The 18,373-nt window shown below is 60.9% G+C and carries 14 protein-coding genes; 5 read left to right on the top strand and 9 right to left on the bottom strand.

Going from position 1 to position 18,373, the window contains the following annotated elements:
• On the bottom strand, nucleotides 1–432 hold the full coding sequence (locus tag Q4481_RS04615; protein ID WP_304375136.1) for a hypothetical protein: 432 nt from the start codon (nucleotides 430–432) through the stop codon (nucleotides 1–3).
• A 599-nt stretch (nucleotides 433–1,031) separates the two neighbouring features.
• Here Q4481_RS04615 and Q4481_RS04610 point away from each other — a divergent pair.
• Entirely contained in the window at nucleotides 1,032–1,919 is an 888-nt protein-coding gene (locus Q4481_RS04610) for a calcium-binding protein (RefSeq protein WP_304375134.1), read from the top strand.
• Nucleotides 1,920–3,031: 1,112 nt separating this feature from the next.
• On the opposite strand, the gene uvrB is transcribed toward Q4481_RS04610, so the two are convergent.
• The gene (gene uvrB / locus Q4481_RS04605; RefSeq protein WP_304375133.1) at nucleotides 3,032–6,142 is read right to left on the bottom strand and encodes an excinuclease ABC subunit UvrB; all 3,111 of its coding nucleotides are present in this window, start codon (nucleotides 6,140–6,142) and stop codon (nucleotides 3,032–3,034) included.
• Nucleotides 6,143–6,304: 162 nt separating this feature from the next.
• Here uvrB and Q4481_RS04600 point away from each other — a divergent pair, with 162 nt between their 5' ends.
• Nucleotides 6,305–7,255 carry a DUF3137 domain-containing protein gene (locus tag Q4481_RS04600; RefSeq protein ID WP_304375131.1) on the top strand — a complete coding sequence of 317 codons (951 nt, stop codon included), beginning with the start codon at nucleotides 6,305–6,307 and terminating at the stop codon, nucleotides 7,253–7,255.
• A gap of 18 nt (nucleotides 7,256–7,273) precedes the next feature.
• On the opposite strand, the gene Q4481_RS04595 is transcribed toward Q4481_RS04600, so the two are convergent.
• The 4 genes from Q4481_RS04595 to Q4481_RS04580 form a co-directional block, all read right to left on the bottom strand.
• A complete protein-coding gene (locus Q4481_RS04595) occupies nucleotides 7,274–7,633 on the bottom strand; it encodes a PAAR domain-containing protein (RefSeq protein WP_304375129.1) in 360 nt (119 codons plus the stop codon).
• A 3-nt stretch (nucleotides 7,634–7,636) separates the two neighbouring features.
• Nucleotides 7,637–8,812, bottom strand: coding sequence for a DUF1501 domain-containing protein (locus Q4481_RS04590; protein ID WP_304375127.1), 1,176 nt, complete (start codon nucleotides 8,810–8,812; stop codon nucleotides 7,637–7,639).
• A gap of 11 nt (nucleotides 8,813–8,823) precedes the next feature.
• Nucleotides 8,824–10,380: a DUF1800 domain-containing protein gene (locus Q4481_RS04585; protein ID WP_304375126.1), complete on the bottom strand. Its 1,557-nt coding sequence runs from the start codon at nucleotides 10,378–10,380 to the stop codon at nucleotides 8,824–8,826.
• Between the two features lie 348 nt (nucleotides 10,381–10,728).
• The gene (locus Q4481_RS04580) at nucleotides 10,729–11,082 is read right to left on the bottom strand and encodes a DMT family protein (protein ID WP_304375125.1); all 354 of its coding nucleotides are present in this window, start codon (nucleotides 11,080–11,082) and stop codon (nucleotides 10,729–10,731) included.
• Between the two features lie 234 nt (nucleotides 11,083–11,316).
• Here Q4481_RS04580 and Q4481_RS04575 point away from each other — a divergent pair, with 234 nt between their 5' ends.
• Nucleotides 11,317–13,296 carry a putative bifunctional diguanylate cyclase/phosphodiesterase gene (locus Q4481_RS04575; RefSeq protein WP_304375124.1) on the top strand — a complete coding sequence of 660 codons (1,980 nt, stop codon included), beginning with the start codon at nucleotides 11,317–11,319 and terminating at the stop codon, nucleotides 13,294–13,296.
• Between the two features lie 68 nt (nucleotides 13,297–13,364).
• Nucleotides 13,365–14,195 carry an RDD family protein gene (locus Q4481_RS04570; protein WP_304375123.1) on the top strand — a complete coding sequence of 277 codons (831 nt, stop codon included), beginning with the start codon at nucleotides 13,365–13,367 and terminating at the stop codon, nucleotides 14,193–14,195.
• Here Q4481_RS04570 and Q4481_RS04565 read toward each other — a convergent pair whose 3' ends face one another.
• Nucleotides 14,196–14,582, bottom strand: a complete 387-nt coding sequence (locus Q4481_RS04565; RefSeq protein ID WP_304375121.1) for an acyl-CoA thioesterase — start codon at nucleotides 14,580–14,582, stop codon at nucleotides 14,196–14,198.
• Between the two features lie 56 nt (nucleotides 14,583–14,638).
• Nucleotides 14,639–15,259, bottom strand: coding sequence for a TetR/AcrR family transcriptional regulator (locus Q4481_RS04560; RefSeq protein ID WP_304375120.1), 621 nt, complete (start codon nucleotides 15,257–15,259; stop codon nucleotides 14,639–14,641).
• Nucleotides 15,260–15,409: 150 nt separating this feature from the next.
• Between Q4481_RS04560 and Q4481_RS04555 the strand changes: the two genes are divergently transcribed.
• A complete protein-coding gene (locus tag Q4481_RS04555; protein ID WP_304375119.1) occupies nucleotides 15,410–17,872 on the top strand; it encodes a glycoside hydrolase family 3 C-terminal domain-containing protein in 2,463 nt (820 codons plus the stop codon).
• Nucleotides 17,873–17,893: 21 nt separating this feature from the next.
• Here the strand turns inward: Q4481_RS04555 and Q4481_RS04550 are convergent, their stop codons facing one another.
• On the bottom strand, nucleotides 17,894–18,373 hold the full coding sequence (locus Q4481_RS04550) for an invasion associated locus B family protein (RefSeq protein WP_304375118.1): 480 nt from the start codon (nucleotides 18,371–18,373) through the stop codon (nucleotides 17,894–17,896).

The following is an 18,373-nucleotide window of genomic DNA, read 5'->3' as shown; positions in this document are numbered from 1 at the left end:
TCACGCGCATGTCGCGTCCGTCCTATCTGCCAGCTCTATCAGCGGACGCTGCAAGGCCAGGGTCGCATAGTCGCTGAAGCGCGGAGCGCTTTCGCCGATATCGATCAGCACCCACAGGGCAAGATTGTAATAGCTGCGCGCGACCGGATCGGCCGGCAGCTGCACCGGGCCACTATCCTCCAGCAGAAGCTTGACCATATCCAGAAGAGCGTGGAATGCATCGATAGGACCGGGCTTGAACTGCATCAGGCAGCGCGGCGGATAGGGCTGATCCTCCTGACAAAATCGATGGCGGCGGCAGGCGCGGGTGCGGCAGAGACGCGGCAGGCTGAGCCGGTGAAAGGATGCGCGCCAGAGCAGTTGCTTGATTGCGTCAAGCTCCTCGCTGGTGAGGCGATCACTGTCGGCATCGTCGGGGGCGATCATCGTCATCGGTTCCTCCGGGCAGGGGGATAGGATCGCGCGAACGGTAGAACCATCCCGCGGTGTGAAATCATTCGTGCCCCTTCCTTAAAGGTCGGGACGGATCGGCCGGGACACGGTTTGTGCCTCGGAAAAAGTATAAAATGACACGCGCCGTGTCCCGTTCGGTGGTTTTTGCGCGATGGTACGGGGGCTGCCCGCCTCCCATCTGCCCGTCACAAACCGACAGCGGTGGGCGGTTGTGTGCGTCGCACGCACGCCTGCACCAGGGCCGGGCTTTTGCCCGGGAGCATGCTGGGGACCCGATCTCTCACGCCCCCGGCGAACAGGCTCACGTCCTTCCCACCCGCCGGGCACCGGCCCCATCTCGCAACCACGCCTGGCTGTGTATCCGTGATGGGACGGGAGGGAGGTTAACATGGGTGGAGAGAGCGGGGATGTGGGGGGGGGGAATTCGCAATTCCGTACCAGTTGCTGTGGCCCATTGCCCGGGGCCTGTCAGTGCGTCGGGTTTATTTTGCCGTCTACCGAAAAGTGGGGATGCGTGAGTTGCGGCCTATCATATATGCAATGAAAAGTTATGTGATGAGGCAAGCAAGGAGAGGCAGATGGCTAAAGTAACAGTCTATGGCGGCAGTGTCTTTAACGAAGATAACCTGCTGATAATGTTGAATGTCGTCAATGCTGACTTAACCAAAAGCGCGAAGACGACATTTTCTGCGACAACCGGAATTGACATTTATGTCGCCGGAGGCACCGGCTTCACTTACAAGAACGGCCATGTGACAGACGGGACATTGAAGAGCCTCGACTGGTTTGAAAACAAGGGCAGTGTCGATATCCAGCTGCGCGATGTGAAAATTGACCTGAAGGCTCTTAGTGCTGCATTTGATACCGGCATCGATGCAATCGGCAAAATTGTCGCAAAGGCATTCGCTGGCGCCGACATGTTTACCGGTTCCTCCGGCAAGGACGAAATCAATGCCTTCGGCGGCAACGACTACGTTCTGGGCCAGAATGGAAATGATACGCTGAGCGGCGGTAACGGCAATGACACGGTGTATGGTGGCCTGGGCAATGATGCGGTCTATGGCGATCGTGCGCTGAACGAAGTTGGAAATGACATCCTGCGGGGCGATGAAGGCAACGATACGCTCTATGGCGGTGCCGGTCAGGATAAAATTTGGGGCGGCGATGGGACGGATGTGTTTGCCTTTTCATCCTCCAAGGAATTCATGACGACCGATATCGATCAGATCATGGACTTCAAGCAGTCGCAGGGCGACAAGATCGATCTGACCGGATTCCAGGATGACATTGTTTTCATTGGAAAAGATGCGTTCAATGCCGAACTTGGCAATCAGGTGCGCTACGTCCAGAAGAATGGCGATACGTTCATCCAGTTCAACAAGCATCTGGATTTCGATACGACGCCGGACATGGTGATCCAGCTGGAAGGCAAGATCAACCTCGTCGCGTCGGACTTCATTCTCTGATTGATTCAGACGGAACAAACTGGGCGGGCGTTCCGGGTAGGGCGCCCGCCATTTCCATTTCTGACCGCAAATCGGTTTGGCGGGGTGAAGGTTGTTTTATTTGTCGGGGAGGGGTAAGGCCTGCCTCTTACTTCCCCGGTTTTCCGGTCTTGGCGCGGATGATGGGTCGGAAGCCTTCGTCGCTGATCGAGGGCGTCGCCCCCTCATCCGCCCTTCGGGCACCTTCTCCCCGCTGGGGAGAAGAGGATAGGGGCTTTTCCGGCAGCGGGCGGCTTTTCGGTGTCGTGGCCTTACCTCTCCCCTTGCGGGAGAGGATACGCAGGCCGCACGAGGCATAGCCGAGGGCTTGGCCGAAGTTGGTGAGGGGTGAAGCGGTGTTGAGACTACCCCTCACCAACTGCGGCTACGGTTCGCAAATGCTCACCCAGCCTCCGTATCCTCTCCCGCAAGGGGAGAGGTAAGGCTGCGGCGCTTTCCGTAAACTTACCGTTCCCCAAAGCAGCCCTCGCGTGGCCCACGCTCAGGCCTTCTGCGCTCAAAACAATTTCATTGTTTTGCCCGACTGCGCCGGTCGCTCCGAAGCCTCTCCCGCAAGCGGAGAGGTGAGGCTGCGGCTTACTTCCTCGACGATGCCTTGCCTTGACGCGGATGATGGGTCGGAAGCCGTCGTCGCCGGTCGAGGGCGGCGCCCCCTCATCCGCCCTTCGGGCACCTTCTCCCCGCTGGGGAGAAGAGGTAGGGGGTTCACCGGCAGAGGGCCGGAGGCGAGCGGCGTTTCGGTGCGGCGGCCTTACCTCTCCCCTTGCGGGAGAGGATACGGAGGCTGGGTGAGCATTTGCGAACCCTAGCCGCAGTTGGTGAGGGGTAGTCTGAACACCGCTTCACCCCTCACCAACTTCGGCCAAGCCCTCGGCTACGCCTCGTGCGGCCTCCGTATCCTCTCCCGCAAGGGGAGAGGTAAGGCCGCGGCGCTTTCCGCAAAATTACCGTTCCCCAAAACAGCCCTCGCGTGGCCCACGCTCAGGCCTTCTGAGCTCAAAACAATTTCATTGTTTTGCCCGACTGCTCCGGTCGCTCCGAAGCCTCCCCCGCAAGGGCCCGAGGCGTGCCTCTTACTTCCCCGGTTTTCCGGTCTTGCCCTTGCTCTTCTTCGCTTTCGCCAGATCGCCGGCATCTTCGTAGGAGCCCTTGCCGGTCTTGGCGCGGATGACGGGTCGGAAGCCGTCGTCGCCGGTCGAGGGCGTCGCCCCCTCATCCGCCCTTCGGGCACCTTCTCCCCGCTGGGGAGAAGAGGACAGGGGCTTCTCCGGCAGCGGGCCGGAGGCGAGCGGCTTTTCGGTGCGGCGGACCGTCATTTCATCAAGCGAGTTGCGGCGGAACAACGGTCGCTCCATGTCGGTGCCGGGGCCCATATTGTCGAGGTCGGGTTTGGCGAAGTAGCTGCCGCGAGAACCCTCCTCTCCAGCCATCCCGACGGGGGAGGCGGTGTCGGATTCACCCTTCACCAAGTTCGCCGTTCCGATCGGCTTTGCCTCTCGGGGCGAACTATCCTCTCCCGCAAGGGGAGAGGAAGAGCTGCGGCCGGCCGCGGGCTTCTTTCCACCGTCGGCAAGCTTTGAGCCGCGTGCCTCCAGCGCCTTCTGTTCGTCTCTGGCGATGGGATCGTCCATCACTGCCAGTTCGACGGCCTTCAGGCGCTTGATCTCGTCGCGCAGACGGGCGGCGGTCTCGAAATCGAGATCGGCGGCGGCATCGCGCATCGATTTTTCCAGCGCATTGAGATGGGCCTGCATATTGCCGCCGACCAGATCGGTGGCACCGCTCTTGACGCCCTTGACGGTGATTTCCGCCCGCACATGGTCCTTCTCGTAGACGCTGTCGAGAATGTCGGAAATGCGGGCCTTGACGCTTTCCGGCGTAATGCCGTTTGCCGCATTCCAGGCCATCTGCTTTTCGCGGCGGCGGGCGGTTTCGCCCATGGCGCGCTCCATCGAGCCGGTAACATGATCGGCATAGAGGATGACCTTGCCATCGACATTGCGGGCGGCGCGGCCGATCGTCTGGATGAGCGAGGTTTCCGAGCGCAGAAACCCTTCCTTGTCGGCATCGAGAATGGCGACGAAGCCGCATTCCGGAATATCGAGACCTTCGCGCAACAGGTTGATGCCGACCAGCACGTCGAAGGCACCGAGGCGGAGATCGCGCAGGATCTCGATCCGTTCGAGCGTATCGATGTCGGAATGCATGTAGCGCACCCGCACACCCTGTTCGTGAAGATATTCGGTGAGATCCTCGGCCATGCGCTTGGTGAGAACCGTAACCAGGGTGCGGTAGCCGGCGAGCGAGGTGGCGCGGATTTCGCCCAGAACGTCATCGACCTGGCTCTTGGCCGGACGCACTTCCACCGGCGGATCGATCAGGCCGGTCGGGCGGATGACCTGTTCGGCGAAGACGCCGCCGGCCTGCTCCATTTCCCATTCGCCCGGCGTGGCCGACACTGCCACCGTATCGGGCCGCATCGCATCCCATTCCTCGAAGCGCAGCGGCCGGTTGTCCATGCAGGAGGGCAGGCGGAAGCCGTACTCGGCCAGCGTCGCCTTGCGGCGGAAGTCGCCGCGATACATGCCGCCGATCTGCGGGATCGTCACATGGCTTTCGTCGATGAAGAGGATGGCATTGTCCGGCACATATTCGAACAGGGTCGGCGGCGGTTCGCCCGGCTTGCGGCCGGTGAGATAGCGCGAATAGTTCTCGATGCCCTGACAGGAGCCGGTGGCTTCCAGCATCTCGATATCGTAGCGGGTGCGCTGTTCGAGCCGCTGGGCTTCGAGCAGGCGACCGGCCTTTTCGAGTTCGGCGAGGCGGAGCTTCAGCTCGTCCTTGATCGAGCGGATCGCCGAATTGAGCGCCGGACGCGGCGTGACATAGTGGCTGTTGGCGTAGATCTTGACGCTCTTGAGATCGCCGGTCTTCTGGCCTGTGAGCGGATCGAATTCGGTGATCGCCTCGACCTCGTCGCCGAACATGGTGATGCGCCAGGCGGCATCTTCAAGGTGGGCGGGAAAAAGTTCGATCGTATCGCCACGAACCCGGAACGAACCGCGCTGGAAATCCATCTCGCGGCGCTTGTATTGCTGGGCGACGAGATCGGCGAGCAGCTGGCGCTGGTCGAGCCGGTCGCCGATCTCGATCTGGAAGGTCATGGCCGTATAGGTTTCGACCGAGCCGATACCGTAGATGCAGGAGACCGAGGCGACGATGATGCAATCGTCGCGTTCGAGGATCGCGCGGGTGGCGGCATGCCGCATCCGGTCGATCTGTTCGTTGATGGTCGATTCCTTCTCGATATAGGTGTCCGTGCGGGGCACATAGGCTTCCGGCTGGTAGTAATCGTAGTAGGAGACGAAATATTCGACCGCATTGTGCGGGAAGAAATTCTTGAATTCGGAATAGAGCTGGGCGGCGAGCGTCTTGTTTGGCGCAAGGATGACAGCCGGGCGCTGCGTCTCGGCAATCACCTGCGCCATCGTAAAGGTCTTGCCTGAACCGGTGACGCCGAGCAGAACCTGGCTGCGTTCGCCGGAATTCAGCCCGCCCGCGAGCTCGCGAATTGCCGTCGGCTGGTCGCCGGCCGGCTTGTAATCGGTCACCAGCTGGAAGGCGATGCCGCCTTCCGATTTCGGCGGCCGGACGGGACGGTGCGGCACCCAGACCTCGCCATCCTTGAACAGCGGATTGCCGCTCTCGATCAGTTTCGACAATGCATCGACCGTCGCGGTCACGGCGCCGGGGGCGAGTGCCTGCGCTTCCTCAAGCGAGACATCGAGGCCGGCGACCGGATTGAGACCGGCGGCGGCGCGCTCCTTCGGATCGTTCGAGCCGCCGATCGAGCCGCCGCGCGAAGAGGTCTTTGCGCTCACGGCAGTTTCGCTGCGCTCAACGCCTCCGCGGGGGCCTCGCCCGGGCTCGGACGCCCGTCCGGGCTTGCGGCCTGCGGCAGATTGGCTCTCCTCATTCTGGCGGGCGGCATTCTCGACCTTCTTGCGATGGGTGCCGGCCTTGGAGCGGATTTCGCGCATGCTTTCGGCGCGCTGGGCCTTCTCGGCCTCCTGTTCCATCTGGCGCACCCAGTCGCTGACCGAGCCGGACAGAGGCTCGCCCTCGAAGGGAGATTGCGGGGCTTCCTCGAAGCCGGACGGCGGGTTTTTCGGAGATCTGGCCATGGCAGATATATGGCAAGAGAATCGAATAAAGGGAAGGCGAAAAGCGTACAAAAGGGAAACAAACCTGCACTTGACGGACAGCCAAGACAGGCGGATCATTCGGAAACGCTAAAGTACTTTGCGGTGTTCCATCATTGGCCCCTGGTACGATGGGAGGCGTACATGGAGGAGAAAGCGAATTCCGGGCAGTACATGCCGGACGCCGAACGACGCGCCCGCGCCGAAGCGGCGATCGACGAATACAATGTCGAGCGACCGCAGATCCTGTCATCGGCCTATCTACAGGTGGCGATGTATTTCGGCGGCTACATCATTTTCTCGGCCCTGCTGCTCTATGGCGCCTATGCGAACGACGATGCCAAGCATCGTCTGTTCGGATTCACCGGTGCGCTACTCATGGTCGGCGCCTTTTATGTGTGGGATTTCGCCTGGAAGCCGGTGAAAGACCATCAGATGGTGCTGCGCTACCGGCTGTTTCCGGAGATCTTCGGCTTTGTCGAGAATGTTGACTATAGCCACGGGCAGCAGCCCTGGTTTCTCGAGGATCTGAAGCAGCTCAAGCTCTTGCGGTTCACCCGGTCCAAGAATGATGACGCTCTTTCGGGCAACCATGAGGGGCTTGATTTCTCGCTGGTCGAGACCAGTCTGGTGAGCGGCAGCGGCAAGAATGAAACAACGCTTTTCAAGGGGCTGGTGTTTCACTTTCCGCTCGATCATCCCTTCGACGGCACGCTGATCGTGGCCCGGCGCGGCAACTGGCTGCAGGAGAAGGTCCGCGACCTGTTCGGCAATCGCGACGATGTGCTCGAATGCGGCGATCCTGAAATCGATGCCTTCTACGAATTTCGAAGCAGCAATTTAGCGGCTGCCCAGCCGCTCATTCAGGGCGCGCTGGCATCGGCGCTCCGCTTTTTTTCCCGCGACTGGCGCGACGGCGATGTGCTGATGGCGCTCGATGGCAAGGCCTGCTACCTGCTGCTGCCGTCGAAGAAGGATTATTTTGCGCTGCCATCGATCACCGAGGATATCGACTTTGCGCGCGATGCCGAGCCGATGATCCGCGACCTTGTGGTGCTGTTGGCGCTCGCACATCTGGTGCGCAAGCTGGGATAGGCCAGGGTCAGGACGCCATCAGTTCTGCTGGCAATTGACGTCGCCGAGGCGGGTCGCCTGTTTGCCTTCGACACTGACGGTCGCATCGCCCGTGGCCGTGCAGTTGGCTTTTTCGGTAGCGCCGGTCTTGAAATGCACCATCGGCTGGCCCTCGATCTGGATCGAAGGGATCACCTCATAAAGCGCGGCCGGGCAGCGGGCGACATCGGAAAGCCTGAGGGCAGGGCGGCCGCCGATCATGACCGACAGGGCGCCCTTGAGTGCGCAATCCGGCACGGGTTCGGCCAGGACTACGCCGGGCGCAAGCGCGACGAGCAGGCAAAGCGCCGGCCCGAAGGTTTTCGTGCCGTTTGCCGGGTTGGTCCGATGCGCTGGCATCTGTCAGCCTTTCAGGTAGGTCTGTTTTGCAAGGTCGAATTCGAGGCCCGGGAAAACCTGGCTGGTGAGTTTTTCGCGGCCGATATCGAACTGGGCATGCAGGAGCGATGCGGAAATGGCGCGGATATCGCCGGTCGGCATCAGGTCCCGGTTTTCGAACAGGGCGCTTTCCTTGAGGCCCGGCCATTGGCCATGCACCTTGCCACCGCGAATGGCGCCGCCGGCGATGATGGCAATGCCACCGGTGCCGTGGTCGGTGCCCCGCGAGCCATTCTGACGCACGGTGCGGCCGAATTCCGTCATGGCGAGGATGGCGGTTTTGGACCAGATCTCTGGCCCGAGCTCGGTCTTCAGTGTGGTGAGCACATTGACGAGGGTTTTCAATGGTCGCCGGAACACCGAGACCTGGCCGACATGAGTATCCCAACCGCCGATCGAGAAATTGGCGATGCGATAGTCCTTGCGCAGCATCCCGGCCGTCAGATGAGCAATACCGGCCGCATCGCCTGTGCGCTTGTCGCTGCCGAACACTGCGTCGGCGTCGTCATCGGTCTTGACGGCTTCGGCGAACACTTTCGAAAAATCCGGATCGCTCTGATAAAGGCGCTTGAAGAAGGCCATCTCGTCGGGCTTCATCGCGATGTCGGACTGGGAAGACCAGACGTCGATCGGATTTGGACCGGAGAGGATGAGTTCGGCTGAAGCGCTGACATCGATCGCCTTGCGGCTCTCCACATTCGCAATACCGGAAAGGGCGCGATTGAGCCAGCCGCTATCAGCTTCTGCCGCCTGCTCGGCACCGCTTTCAAGAATGTCCTGGCCATCGAAATGGCTACGGGTGTTCCGATACGGCGTGGAGACGGCGTGAATGAAACCGAGATCGCCGCTTTTCCACAGCGGCAGGAGATCGCCGGCATCCGGATGCAGGCCGAACTGGCCATCGAGATCGATCAGGCCATTCGACGGATCCAGCGCCAGTTCGGGGCGATAGCTTTTTAGCAGAGGTTCGGTATAGGGCTGTACAAGATAGAGCCCATCGAGCGCACCGCGCAGCACGATGGTGATGAAGCGATTTTCGCCGGGTGTTGCGGCGAAACTCACCGGCGTAATCAGCGGGGACGCGGCCACGCAGCAGGCGGAGGCAAGAAACGACCGTCTTGAAATCGTAAACTGGGCCATGTCGGTTCCTTTCAGCGACGGTTAAATTCAGGTGACGCCAACACGAACGCCACGCCTGCAGGGCGATTGGGTGCTTGGGAGACGATGGTGATCGTGTCCTGCCGGGCGGCATCACGCAGCACGGTCTTGAGCAGGCTGGCCGGATCGGCCTGGCTGCCGAAACGGTTGGCGACCCGTTGCGCCCAGGCAATACGGTTGGTGAGTTGGCTGGAGGAAATCCAAACCGCGAAAGCCTCGTCGGTGCCGGCCGGACTCGCGGGCTCCCAGAGCGGCTGTCCGAGCTTGCGCAATGCGCCGATGCTGAGTTGGTTGACCGGTGGCCTCAGTCGCATTTTGGGTTTCTTGTTCTTATCCATAGCCTCCATTCTGTCGGCAGTCTGCTCGGCTTGCGCTTCCTCCTCGTCAGGGTCCCGTGCCATCGAGGGAGCGTTCGGGTTCATTGCGGGAGCCGGAGGCGCCATATCTGCCTCTTCGGCCTCCTCTTGCGCGGCCGCATTATGGCGGCGTTTCGGCTGCATGAGAGCGGAAGCAGGAACGTTTACAGCCCGCAGGCCGGCTATGACGAAATCGAGCGGCTGGCGGGCCTTTACGCCCGGGTCGGCCCAGGCGGCCGGATGGGCGAGCATGGCCTGATAGACCTGTTCCAGACTGCCGTCGCTGTCGGACCATGCGGTGATCATCGCTTCGACCAATTTCGGGTCGGGCGTATCGGATATGAAATGGACAGCAAGCTTGCGGCAGATATGTTCGCGGGTCTTCGGTATAGCAGCGAGATCATCGAGAAGGGCATACACATCCTCGATCGAGCGGCGCTTGCCGCCATAGCTCTTGCCAAACAGTTCGATGGTCGCCGGTTCCGCCATCTGGCGGCGATATTCGAGCCGACCCGTCATGCGATCCATGGCAAGGCCAGTGAGAACGAGGGCGGCGTTGCGCACGTCATCCTGATTATAGCCGCCATCGACGCCGAGCGTATGCAGTTCCAGCAGCTCGCGTCCGAGATTCTCGTTGAGCCCGCGGCCGGTGCGCTTGGCTCGCTGCGAGTTCGGTCCACTCGATTTGATCTGGTCGAGATAGATCAGCATGGCCGGATGCAGGATGGCCTGCCGGAGCAGTTCGGCAAAAGTTTGCGAAACATTCGGACGGATCGCTTCCACTTCGTAGAGCGGCGTCAACAAATACATCATCCGGTCCTTGCGGGTGGAGACCGAAAAATGGTCCATCCAGAAGGCGACCAAGCGCTCGTAGAAGCCGAAAGGCGAGGTGACAGTGTGGGAGAGGCGCAGGTGCAGGTCGTTGCCGCTGATGGTGAAGATCTCGCTGCGGATCGGTTTCAACCGCTCGCGGCGCGCATCCTTGCTTTCGCCCTTCTCGCCGAAGATGCGTTCCTGGATTTCGGCAATGGTTTGGTAACGTCCGTCGATCCCTTCTGCCGGAAAGGGCAGCTCTTGCGCCGCGCCCGCCGACAATTGCGCCATCAGATCCTTGGCGCCGTTCGGGACGGGTTCCCCCGGTCGGATGCCGTAACCGAACCGGATTGCACTCATGGTGGGGATGGACAGAGACATGGCGGGCTCTCGTTTTGGTTTCGGCCTGAGGCCGGATTCTACGCCGCAATACCGGCAAGAATAGGGTTATACCAAGCGTCGATGATAGGAACAGCTTGCGTCGGAGCGATTTTGGTTTCCGGCGAGGAGAAAACCACAGTCGGACCAATAGGTCCGGCGCGGATTTTCGACGAAGTCCGGAGGGCAACATCGCCCGGTCCTCCGGACGGGCCGGATATCCGTCCCCGACTTTGTCGCAGTCCTCGACCGATGCTTAAGCATCGCTCTCCGGTATGCTCCGCGTCGGATGAAGGCGTCCGGTCCCACGCAATCGGTTTCTATCATCGACGCTTGGTAATAGCGAAACGGTTATGAACGGAAGATGAAAGAGGCTCCGAGCGCAATGAGGGCAAAGCCGATGAGGTGGTTGATCGTCAGGCTTTCCTTGAGCCAGAAGATCGAGAAACCAGCGAAGACCAGAAGCGTGACCACTTCCTGGATGGTCTTGAGCTGGGCGGTCGAATAGTAGGCGCTGCCCATGCGGTTGGCCGGTACGGCGAGGCAATATTCGAAGAAGGCGATGGCCCAGCTGCCGATGACGGCGATCAGAAGCGGCGAGGATTTGAACTTGAGGTGACCATACCAGGCAAAGGTCATGAAGATGTTCGACGCGACCAGCATGGCGATCGGAAGGAGGGGAGCGAGTTTGAGGCTGTTCAGCATGGTTGGTTCTCGTTGCAGACGGCATGATTCTCTTGATGATGATCAATCAAAGCCGAATTGCGGCTCGAATGCCATGCCGCCCAAGTGCAGTTCTGATGACTGCAAAATGTAATCACTAAAATTTAGGACTTATTGATAAACAAATATTGGGGTGGCTCCTTTAAGAGGAGAGTGAGTAGTCCTGCGACCGGGAGAATTGAGATCTTGATTTCCGGCAGCCCTGAAAGCGGTGAAATGCGTCGAGCCAATGAAAACGAAGAGAAAGATTTCCGGCTGCGCTTGCAGATTTCACAGGCTGAACTGGTGTTGGGCAATATCGGGCTGACGCTGAGCGCCAATGTTACAATCGCAGTCACGACCGCACTGATCATGTGGATGGAAGGCTACGCGACCGGCATCGGCTTTTGGCTCGGCATGACGCTTTCCGTCGCCCTGTTACGTTTTGTCATCAATATCGCGATCAAGAAAAAAAAGCTCTATGCGCGTCACCCGCGGGGAGTGCTGCGTTACATGACCGTGGCGGCTCTCGTCAGCGGCCTGAGTTGGGCGCCTATTCCCATTGTCTTTGTCGATATCAGCAATCGGGTCGCGATGGGCTACGTCATTTTCATTCTGGCGGGGATGGCGACCGGTGCCATTATCCAGAGTCTCGTCTATTGGCCGCAAGCGGTGGCTTTTGGTGCGCCGCTCGTCTTCTCGATCGTCTGGGTTTTGCTGAAATCCGGCGGACCGGTGGACTACCTGATCGCCTCCAACGTCTTCCTTCTTTCGGTGATGCTGGCGCGCGCCAGCGTCCTGGGCGAAAAGGGATTTCGACAGAGCAAGGGTACGGCGCTCAGAGCCATGTCGCTGGCCGAATCCCTGACCAAGGCCAACCGGGAAATCGGTCGTTCCCACCGCGCGCTCGAGCAGATTGCCAACAATGATCCGCTGACGGGCCTTTCCAATCGCTCCGTTTTCAACCGCGAGATGGAGGCTGTCGATCAGGCAATTGCCGGCGGCGATAGCCGTGTGGCTCTTATCCTCCTCGATATCGACAAGTTCAAATCGATCAATGACGGCCATGGGCACCATGTCGGCGACCAGGTTCTCCGGTTCGTGGCAGAAAGCATGGATGCGCTGGCGGGATCCAATGATCTTGCGGTTCGGCTGGGCGGCGACGAATTCGCATTGCTGGTCAAGGGGGAAGCCTGTCAGGATCGCGCCGTAGCCTTTGCCGAAGCGCTGCTGTCGAGGCTCGTCGCTTTCAAAGCGATCCCTGAACTTCCTTCCGGTGTCGGGGCGTCGATCGGGATCGCGTTCGCACCCCAGCAGGCCGACAACAGCAGCGACCTCTATGCCTATGCCGATCTTGCCCTCTACAAGGCGAAGGAAGATGGCAGGAAATGCATCCGCCTGTTCGACGACGTGCTCGGCAAGCGTCTCGCGATCAAGCGGACGCTGCAGCGCGATCTCGGTCCGGCAATCGAAACCGGTGAGATCGAGGTTCATTTCCAGCCGCAGGTGATGATGGCGACCGGCAAGCCTCTGGGGTTTGAGGCGCTGATCCGCTGGAACCACCCCAATCTCGGCCCCGTCAATCCCGAGGAAATCGTCGCAACGGCGAGCGATCTCGGATTGTCGCGCGATCTGGCGGTCATGACAACGCGGCGCGCCTGCGCCTTCATTCTGGAGGCCAATCGCAGAAGTGGCGAAAGCCTTGCCATCGGCGTGAACCTGTCGCCCCGCGAATTCAACCACTATTCTCCAGCGGACCTCATTGTCGAAACGGTGCGTGAAAGCGGCCTGTCGCCGGACCTCTTTGAAGTGGAAATCACGGAAGAGGCGCTCCTAGATCCTAAAAAGGCCGTCTCGGAAATTGAACAGTTGAAGGCCTTCGGTCTCCGGGTTGCGGTGGACGATTTCGGCATGGGTCATTCGTCGCTTGCCTATCTGCTCGATCTCAAGATCGATCGGTTGAAGGTCGACCGCAGCTTCGTTGCCGGGATTGATAAGAGCCGTCACAACCAGGCGCTGGTTTCAGCGCTTGTCAGCGTCGGGCGTTCGCTCGATATCGATCTCGTGATGGAAGGGGTCGAGACCGAATGCGAAGCGGAAACGCTCAGAATGCTGGGCTGCAAGACCGGTCAGGGCTGGCTCTATGGCCGTGCCATGCCGGCTGAACAGGCGCTGGCTTTTCTTGAGGGAAGCGGCGACCGCCGACAGGTAGCCTGATCGCGCGCCGGGCTTGCGGTTGACAGCGGACAGCCGCGATGGCACCTGCCGATCCGGGAGGCCAGTCCATGACAGCAATAGCATCCAGCGATCCGCAGCCGCGCCTTTTTCTGAGACGTGGGCTGGCGCTTGTGTTCGATCTTCTTCTGAGCGGAATCCTCGCCGGTTTTATCGTCACGCTGATTTCGCTTACGGTCGGGCGCGATCTGGGTGCGCCGGATTTCGTGCGCGTCAGCCAATGCGCGCCGGCGCCGGCCGGTCATGAGCTGGCAGAGGAAATCGAACGGCTCTCGCCGACCGAAGCCGGAGCGGTGCGGCGCAACTGGCTGTGCGAGACCTCGCTTCTCGGGCTCGCCGGTCGCCAGAGCCTCGTGTCCGTGATGACAGGGGAGGGCGAGGATCAGGCCCGGGAGCAGGAGGCTGCGTCGCACGCGGTCACGGTCGAGATCGGGACAGACGGAGCTGCGATGGAGCCGATGCCGGCAACCGATCTCTCGCTTCTCTTCATCGTGCCGATCATGGCCTTCTTTCTGTCGGGCGGCAAACGATCGCCGGGCATGGCGATGATGCAGTTGAGTATCCGGCGGCACGGAGGCGGGGCGCTCGATTACAGGCGGGCGTTGCTGCGGGAAACGCTGTTGCTTGTGCCTCTGATCGTCGCCTTTCTGGTCTCGTTCTGGTTCGATCTTTTGCCCTATGCGATGGGAAAGACACCGACGCTGGCGGAGCTTGTGGCGCAGGCACGCGCGGCGGCACCGAAAACCTTCCCGGCGGACTATCTCCGCATGCTCGCACTCGGCCTGTTTGCCTTGCTCTGGTGGGTTCTGCCCTTTGCGATCTGGCGCGGCCGGACCTGGTATGACGGCATCGTCGATGCCGAGGTGGTGCGGACGAAGTGACTATTCGGCCGGCACTTCGGTGGGTTTGCCGTCCTTGTCGAGCGCGACCATCACGAAGGTCGCCGCTGTGACCTTGTCCATCTGGTGCGACAGGTAACGCTGCGCCCAGGCTTCGACCTCAAGCGTGATCGAGGTGCGGCCAACCGATTGCACCTCGGTGTAGATGCAGAGCGTGTCGCCGATCTTGACCGGCAGTTCGAACACCATTTCGCGCACGGCGACCGTGACGACGCGACCACGGGCGCGTTCGGCGGCCCGGATGCCGCAGGCAAGGTCCATCTGCGCCATGACCCAGCCACCGAAGATGTCACCGGCGGCATTGGCATCACCCGGCATGGCGAGCGTGCGCAGGGTCAGTTCTCCACCGGGTCTGGCTGTTTCGGTCATCGTCGTCTCCTGTCTTGCGAATCCGTGACCAAGGAGACGGTATGGGGCGCCGGTGGTCAAGCCGTGCCGGTGGCAATCGCGGCGGATAAACGATCGACATAAAGATCGAAGATCGCGACGATGTCAGTCCGGGCGGGATCGCGCAGCCAAAGGATCTGAAGCCCATCCATGGTGCCGATGATTTCGCTGGCGAGGAGGGCACTATCGACGTCTGCTCGAACCTCGCCCGCTATCTTGCCCTGCTCGATGGCTTCGGAGAACTGGGTTCTGACCCGATCGGAGCGATTTTGAAACCATGTCGCTGCCGGGTGATCGTGGATCAGGCTTTCGGCATTCAGGATGGAGAAGAGCCGCACGAGGTCCGGATTGGCGGCATTGTGCCGGTTGAGCATCTTGAGGCCCGCCAGAAGAGCCCGCCAGTCTGCTTCCGATTTGCGGATCAGAGCATGGCCTTCAATATCGCGCTGCTCGAGGATCGCCAGGAGCAGATCGACCTTGCTCGGGAAATGATGGAGGAGCCCGGCTAGGGTCAGGCCGACCTCCTCGGCGATCGCGGCGATCGCGGCATTGTGGTAGCCGTCGCGGCTGAAGACACGCATGGCGGCTTCGAGGATCTGGCTCCGCCGCAAGCTGCCCTTGGGAGAGTGCCGTCGCCTGACCGTCTGTTCCTGTTGCATCCAGGGCTCCTTTCATCCGCTTCCAAGCAAGCGCAGCGCAATCCGTTCGTCAATGGCCGGAGGGTGACGGCGGACTTGCTCCTAAACCTACTGAATGATAGGTATAAGAATATTCGCCATCAATGCCAGATCAAACCGCCGGGAGGTCCCATGAATATCGCTGAAATCCTCGATCAGATGACGCTGGAAGAGCAGGCCTCTATCCTGTCCGGCGCCGATTTCTGGACCACCGTGCCGGTCGAGCGGTTGGGGATCCCGAAGATCAAGGTGACCGATGGGCCGAATGGTGCTCGCGGCGGCGGTTCGCTGGTCGGTGGTGTCAAGTCGGCCTGCTTTCCGGCTGCGATTGCCGTCGGCTCAAGCTGGAATCCTGAGCTGGCCCGCGAACTCGGCAAGGCGCTTGCCGAAGAGGCGAAGACGAAATCGGCCCGCGTTCTGCTGGCGCCGACGGTCAATATCCACCGGTCGGGTCTCAATGGCCGCAATTTCGAATGCTATTCGGAAGATCCTTACCTCACGTCCGAGCTTGCTGTGGCCTATATCGAAGGCGTGCAGGGCGAAGGCATTGCGGCCACCATCAAACATTATGTCGGCAACGAAAGCGAGATCGAGCGGGCGACGATCTCCTCTGATATCGATGAGCGGACGCTGCGCGAAATCTATTTCCCGCCGTTCGAGGCTGCCGTGAAACGCGCCAATGTGCGGGCGGTTATGAGCTCCTACAATCGGCTGAACGGGACCTATACCTCCGATCATCCCTGGCTGCTGACCGAAGTGCTGCGCGGCGACTGGGGCTTTGACGGTATCGTGATGAGCGACTGGTTCGGCAGCCATTCCACGGTCGAAAGCGTCAATGCCGGTCTCGATCTCGAAATGCCGGGTCCGACCCGCGATCGCGGCGCCAAGCTGGTTGCGGCCGTCAAGGATGGGCTTGTTGCTCCAGAGACGGTTCGCCGCGCTGCCGGCAACATGCTGCGTCTGCTCGAATGGGTCGGCGCCTTCGAAGATGCGACGATGCACGAGGAACAGGCGATCGACCGGCCCGAACACAGGGCGCTAATCCGTCGTATGGGCGCCGAAGGCACCGTGCTGCTGAAAAACAACGGCGTGCTGCCGCTCGCCAAGGCCGAGATCGGCAACATCGCGGTCATCGGACCCAATGCCGACACGGCGCGCGTGATGGGTGGCGGTTCAGCACAGATCAACGCCCACTATCGGGTTTCGCCGCTTGAAGGCATCCGCATGGCACTCGCCGGCAAGAATGCGGTGCTGCATGCGCGCGGCGCCGACAATTCCCGCCTGATGCCGATGCTGCAGGGGCCGGTAACGGTGGAATTTTTCGATTCCGTCGATCTCTCAGGCCCAGTCGTCCATCGGATGACGCTCGCCGAGGCGCATGCCTTCTGGCTCGATCCGATTTCGCCGAAGCTCGATATGTCGGCCTTCTCGGCACGCATTTCGGGCGACTATACCGCGGCCGAGGATGGCGATCATGTGTTCGGCGCCGTCACGGCCGGTCGCGGGCTTCTGAAGATCGATGGCGAGGTGGTTGCCGATTTCTGGGACGACTGGACTCAGGGCACCAACTTCTTCTCGACAGGCAATGACGAGCAGCGCGCCAGCGTTTCGATGAAACTCGGCCAGACGGTGCGTTATGAACTCGAGTACCGGACCGGCCTGCCGGGTGATGCGCTGATGGCGCTGCGTGCCTTCCGGATCGGGGCGGCTCGCCCTCTCGGGGATTCCGATATTGCCGAAGCCGTCGAGCGCGCCCGCGATGCGGATGTGGCGGTAATTTTTGCCGGCCGCGAAGGCGAGTGGGATACGGAAGGTCAGGACCTGCCGCATTTCAACCTGCCGGGCAAACAGGACGCGCTGATCGAGGCGGTGCTGGCTGTCAATCCGCGCACGATCGTGGTGTTGCAGACTGGCGGTCCGGTTCTGATGCCCTGGTTTGACCGGGTGGCCGCGGTGATGCAGAGTTGGTATCCGGGCCAGGAAGCCGGCAACGCGATTGCCGATGTGCTGTTTGGTGATGCCGAACCCGGTGGCCGTCTGCCGCAGACCTTCCCCAGGCGAGCGATCGACAATTCCGCCTTCACCGATGATATTCTCACCTATCCGGGTCTCGACGGCCACGTGGCCTATCGCGAGGGGATCTTTGTCGGTTACCGCCATCATGATACGCGCGGCATCAAGCCGTTCCTGCCGTTCGGCTTCGGCCTCTCCTACACGACGTTCGTCTGGGCCAATGCCCGTCTTTCGGCGCCTGTGATGGAAGAGGGTGGCCTCAGCGTCCAGATCGAGGTGACCAACAGCGGCAGCCGCAGCGGCTCTGATGTTGTGCAACTCTATATCCGGCCGCTCGATGCCCGCGCCGAACGACCGGAGAAGGAACTGAAGGCTTTCGCAAAGCTGCATCTCGATGCCGGCCAGACCGGGACGGCAGTGCTTTCGATCAGCCATCGCGACCTGGCGCGTTTCGATGTCGAGCGCAAGGCCTGGATTGCCGATGCCGGTCGTTATGAGGCCGTGATTGCCGCCAATGCGGAGGATATCCGTTTCGTGCTGCCTTTCACGCTCGAAGCGGAATGGCAGGAAAGCCTGCGGTGAGGAAAGATAGAGCTGCGGCGCTCAACCGCCGCAGCTTTTCTCGACTTTCTCAAGCGCTTGCGCAGCATTCTTGAGAGGCAGAGTCACCGGCGTGGTCGTGCCATCCTTCGTGGAGATCGTGAGCGACTTGCCGCTTTTCATGGCCGCGACGAGCGGATCGCTGCGCTTGGGGTAGAAGGCGAGCGCGCCATCCATCTCTTCGAAGACGGCATCGACAGTATGTGTCTTGCCATCGATCTTGAGATCGAGATTGGTGTGAAACTCCGTCGTGCCCTCGGGCGGGAAATTGTCCGGAAGCACGGCCAGATAGCGGAACGCCAGAACATCGCCGCCACAGGAGACGAGAAGGTCGCTGCTTTTTCCGTTCGTCATGGCGCAGACTGCGGCGGTCATGACGGGACCGCCTTCATCTTCCATCATCTCGGCCTTCCAGGGCTCGCAATCCGCTGCCCAGGCTGGGGCAGCGAGGCTGAAGGCAAGCATGATCAGGGGCAGGCGCAT

The sequence above is a fragment of the Fluviirhizobium alvei genome (genome assembly GCF_030551875.1).
Classification (GTDB): domain Bacteria; phylum Pseudomonadota; class Alphaproteobacteria; order Rhizobiales; family Rhizobiaceae; genus Rhizobium_E; species Rhizobium_E alvei.
Note: the sequence above shows the minus strand (reverse complement) of the source record. Positions and strands in the feature narration are given on the sequence as shown.

What these genes read in the sequence shown, in the direction of transcription:
- Q4481_RS04610 (WP_304375134.1), top strand. Translation starts at nt 1,032, where the DNA reads ATGGCTAAAGTAACAGTCTATGGCGGCAGTGTCTTTAACGAAGATAAC.
- Q4481_RS04615 (WP_304375136.1), bottom strand. Translation starts at nt 432, where the DNA reads ATGACGATGATCGCCCCCGACGATGCCGACAGTGATCGCCTCACCAGC.
- Q4481_RS04550 (WP_304375118.1), bottom strand. Translation starts at nt 18,373, where the DNA reads ATGCGCCTGCCCCTGATCATGCTTGCCTTCAGCCTCGCTGCCCCAGCC.
- Q4481_RS04585 (WP_304375126.1), bottom strand. Translation starts at nt 10,380, where the DNA reads ATGTCTCTGTCCATCCCCACCATGAGTGCAATCCGGTTCGGTTACGGC.
- Q4481_RS04595 (WP_304375129.1), bottom strand. Translation starts at nt 7,633, where the DNA reads ATGCCAGCGCATCGGACCAACCCGGCAAACGGCACGAAAACCTTCGGG.
- Q4481_RS04560 (WP_304375120.1), bottom strand. Translation starts at nt 15,259, where the DNA reads ATGCAACAGGAACAGACGGTCAGGCGACGGCACTCTCCCAAGGGCAGC.
- Q4481_RS04570 (WP_304375123.1), top strand. Translation starts at nt 13,365, where the DNA reads ATGACAGCAATAGCATCCAGCGATCCGCAGCCGCGCCTTTTTCTGAGA.
- Q4481_RS04555 (WP_304375119.1), top strand. Translation starts at nt 15,410, where the DNA reads ATGAATATCGCTGAAATCCTCGATCAGATGACGCTGGAAGAGCAGGCC.
- Q4481_RS04565 (WP_304375121.1), bottom strand. Translation starts at nt 14,582, where the DNA reads ATGACCGAAACAGCCAGACCCGGTGGAGAACTGACCCTGCGCACGCTC.
- uvrB (WP_304375133.1), bottom strand. Translation starts at nt 6,142, where the DNA reads ATGGCCAGATCTCCGAAAAACCCGCCGTCCGGCTTCGAGGAAGCCCCG.
- Q4481_RS04600 (WP_304375131.1), top strand. Translation starts at nt 6,305, where the DNA reads ATGGAGGAGAAAGCGAATTCCGGGCAGTACATGCCGGACGCCGAACGA.
- Q4481_RS04575 (WP_304375124.1), top strand. Translation starts at nt 11,317, where the DNA reads ATGCGTCGAGCCAATGAAAACGAAGAGAAAGATTTCCGGCTGCGCTTG.
- Q4481_RS04590 (WP_304375127.1), bottom strand. Translation starts at nt 8,812, where the DNA reads ATGGCCCAGTTTACGATTTCAAGACGGTCGTTTCTTGCCTCCGCCTGC.
- Q4481_RS04580 (WP_304375125.1), bottom strand. Translation starts at nt 11,082, where the DNA reads ATGCTGAACAGCCTCAAACTCGCTCCCCTCCTTCCGATCGCCATGCTG.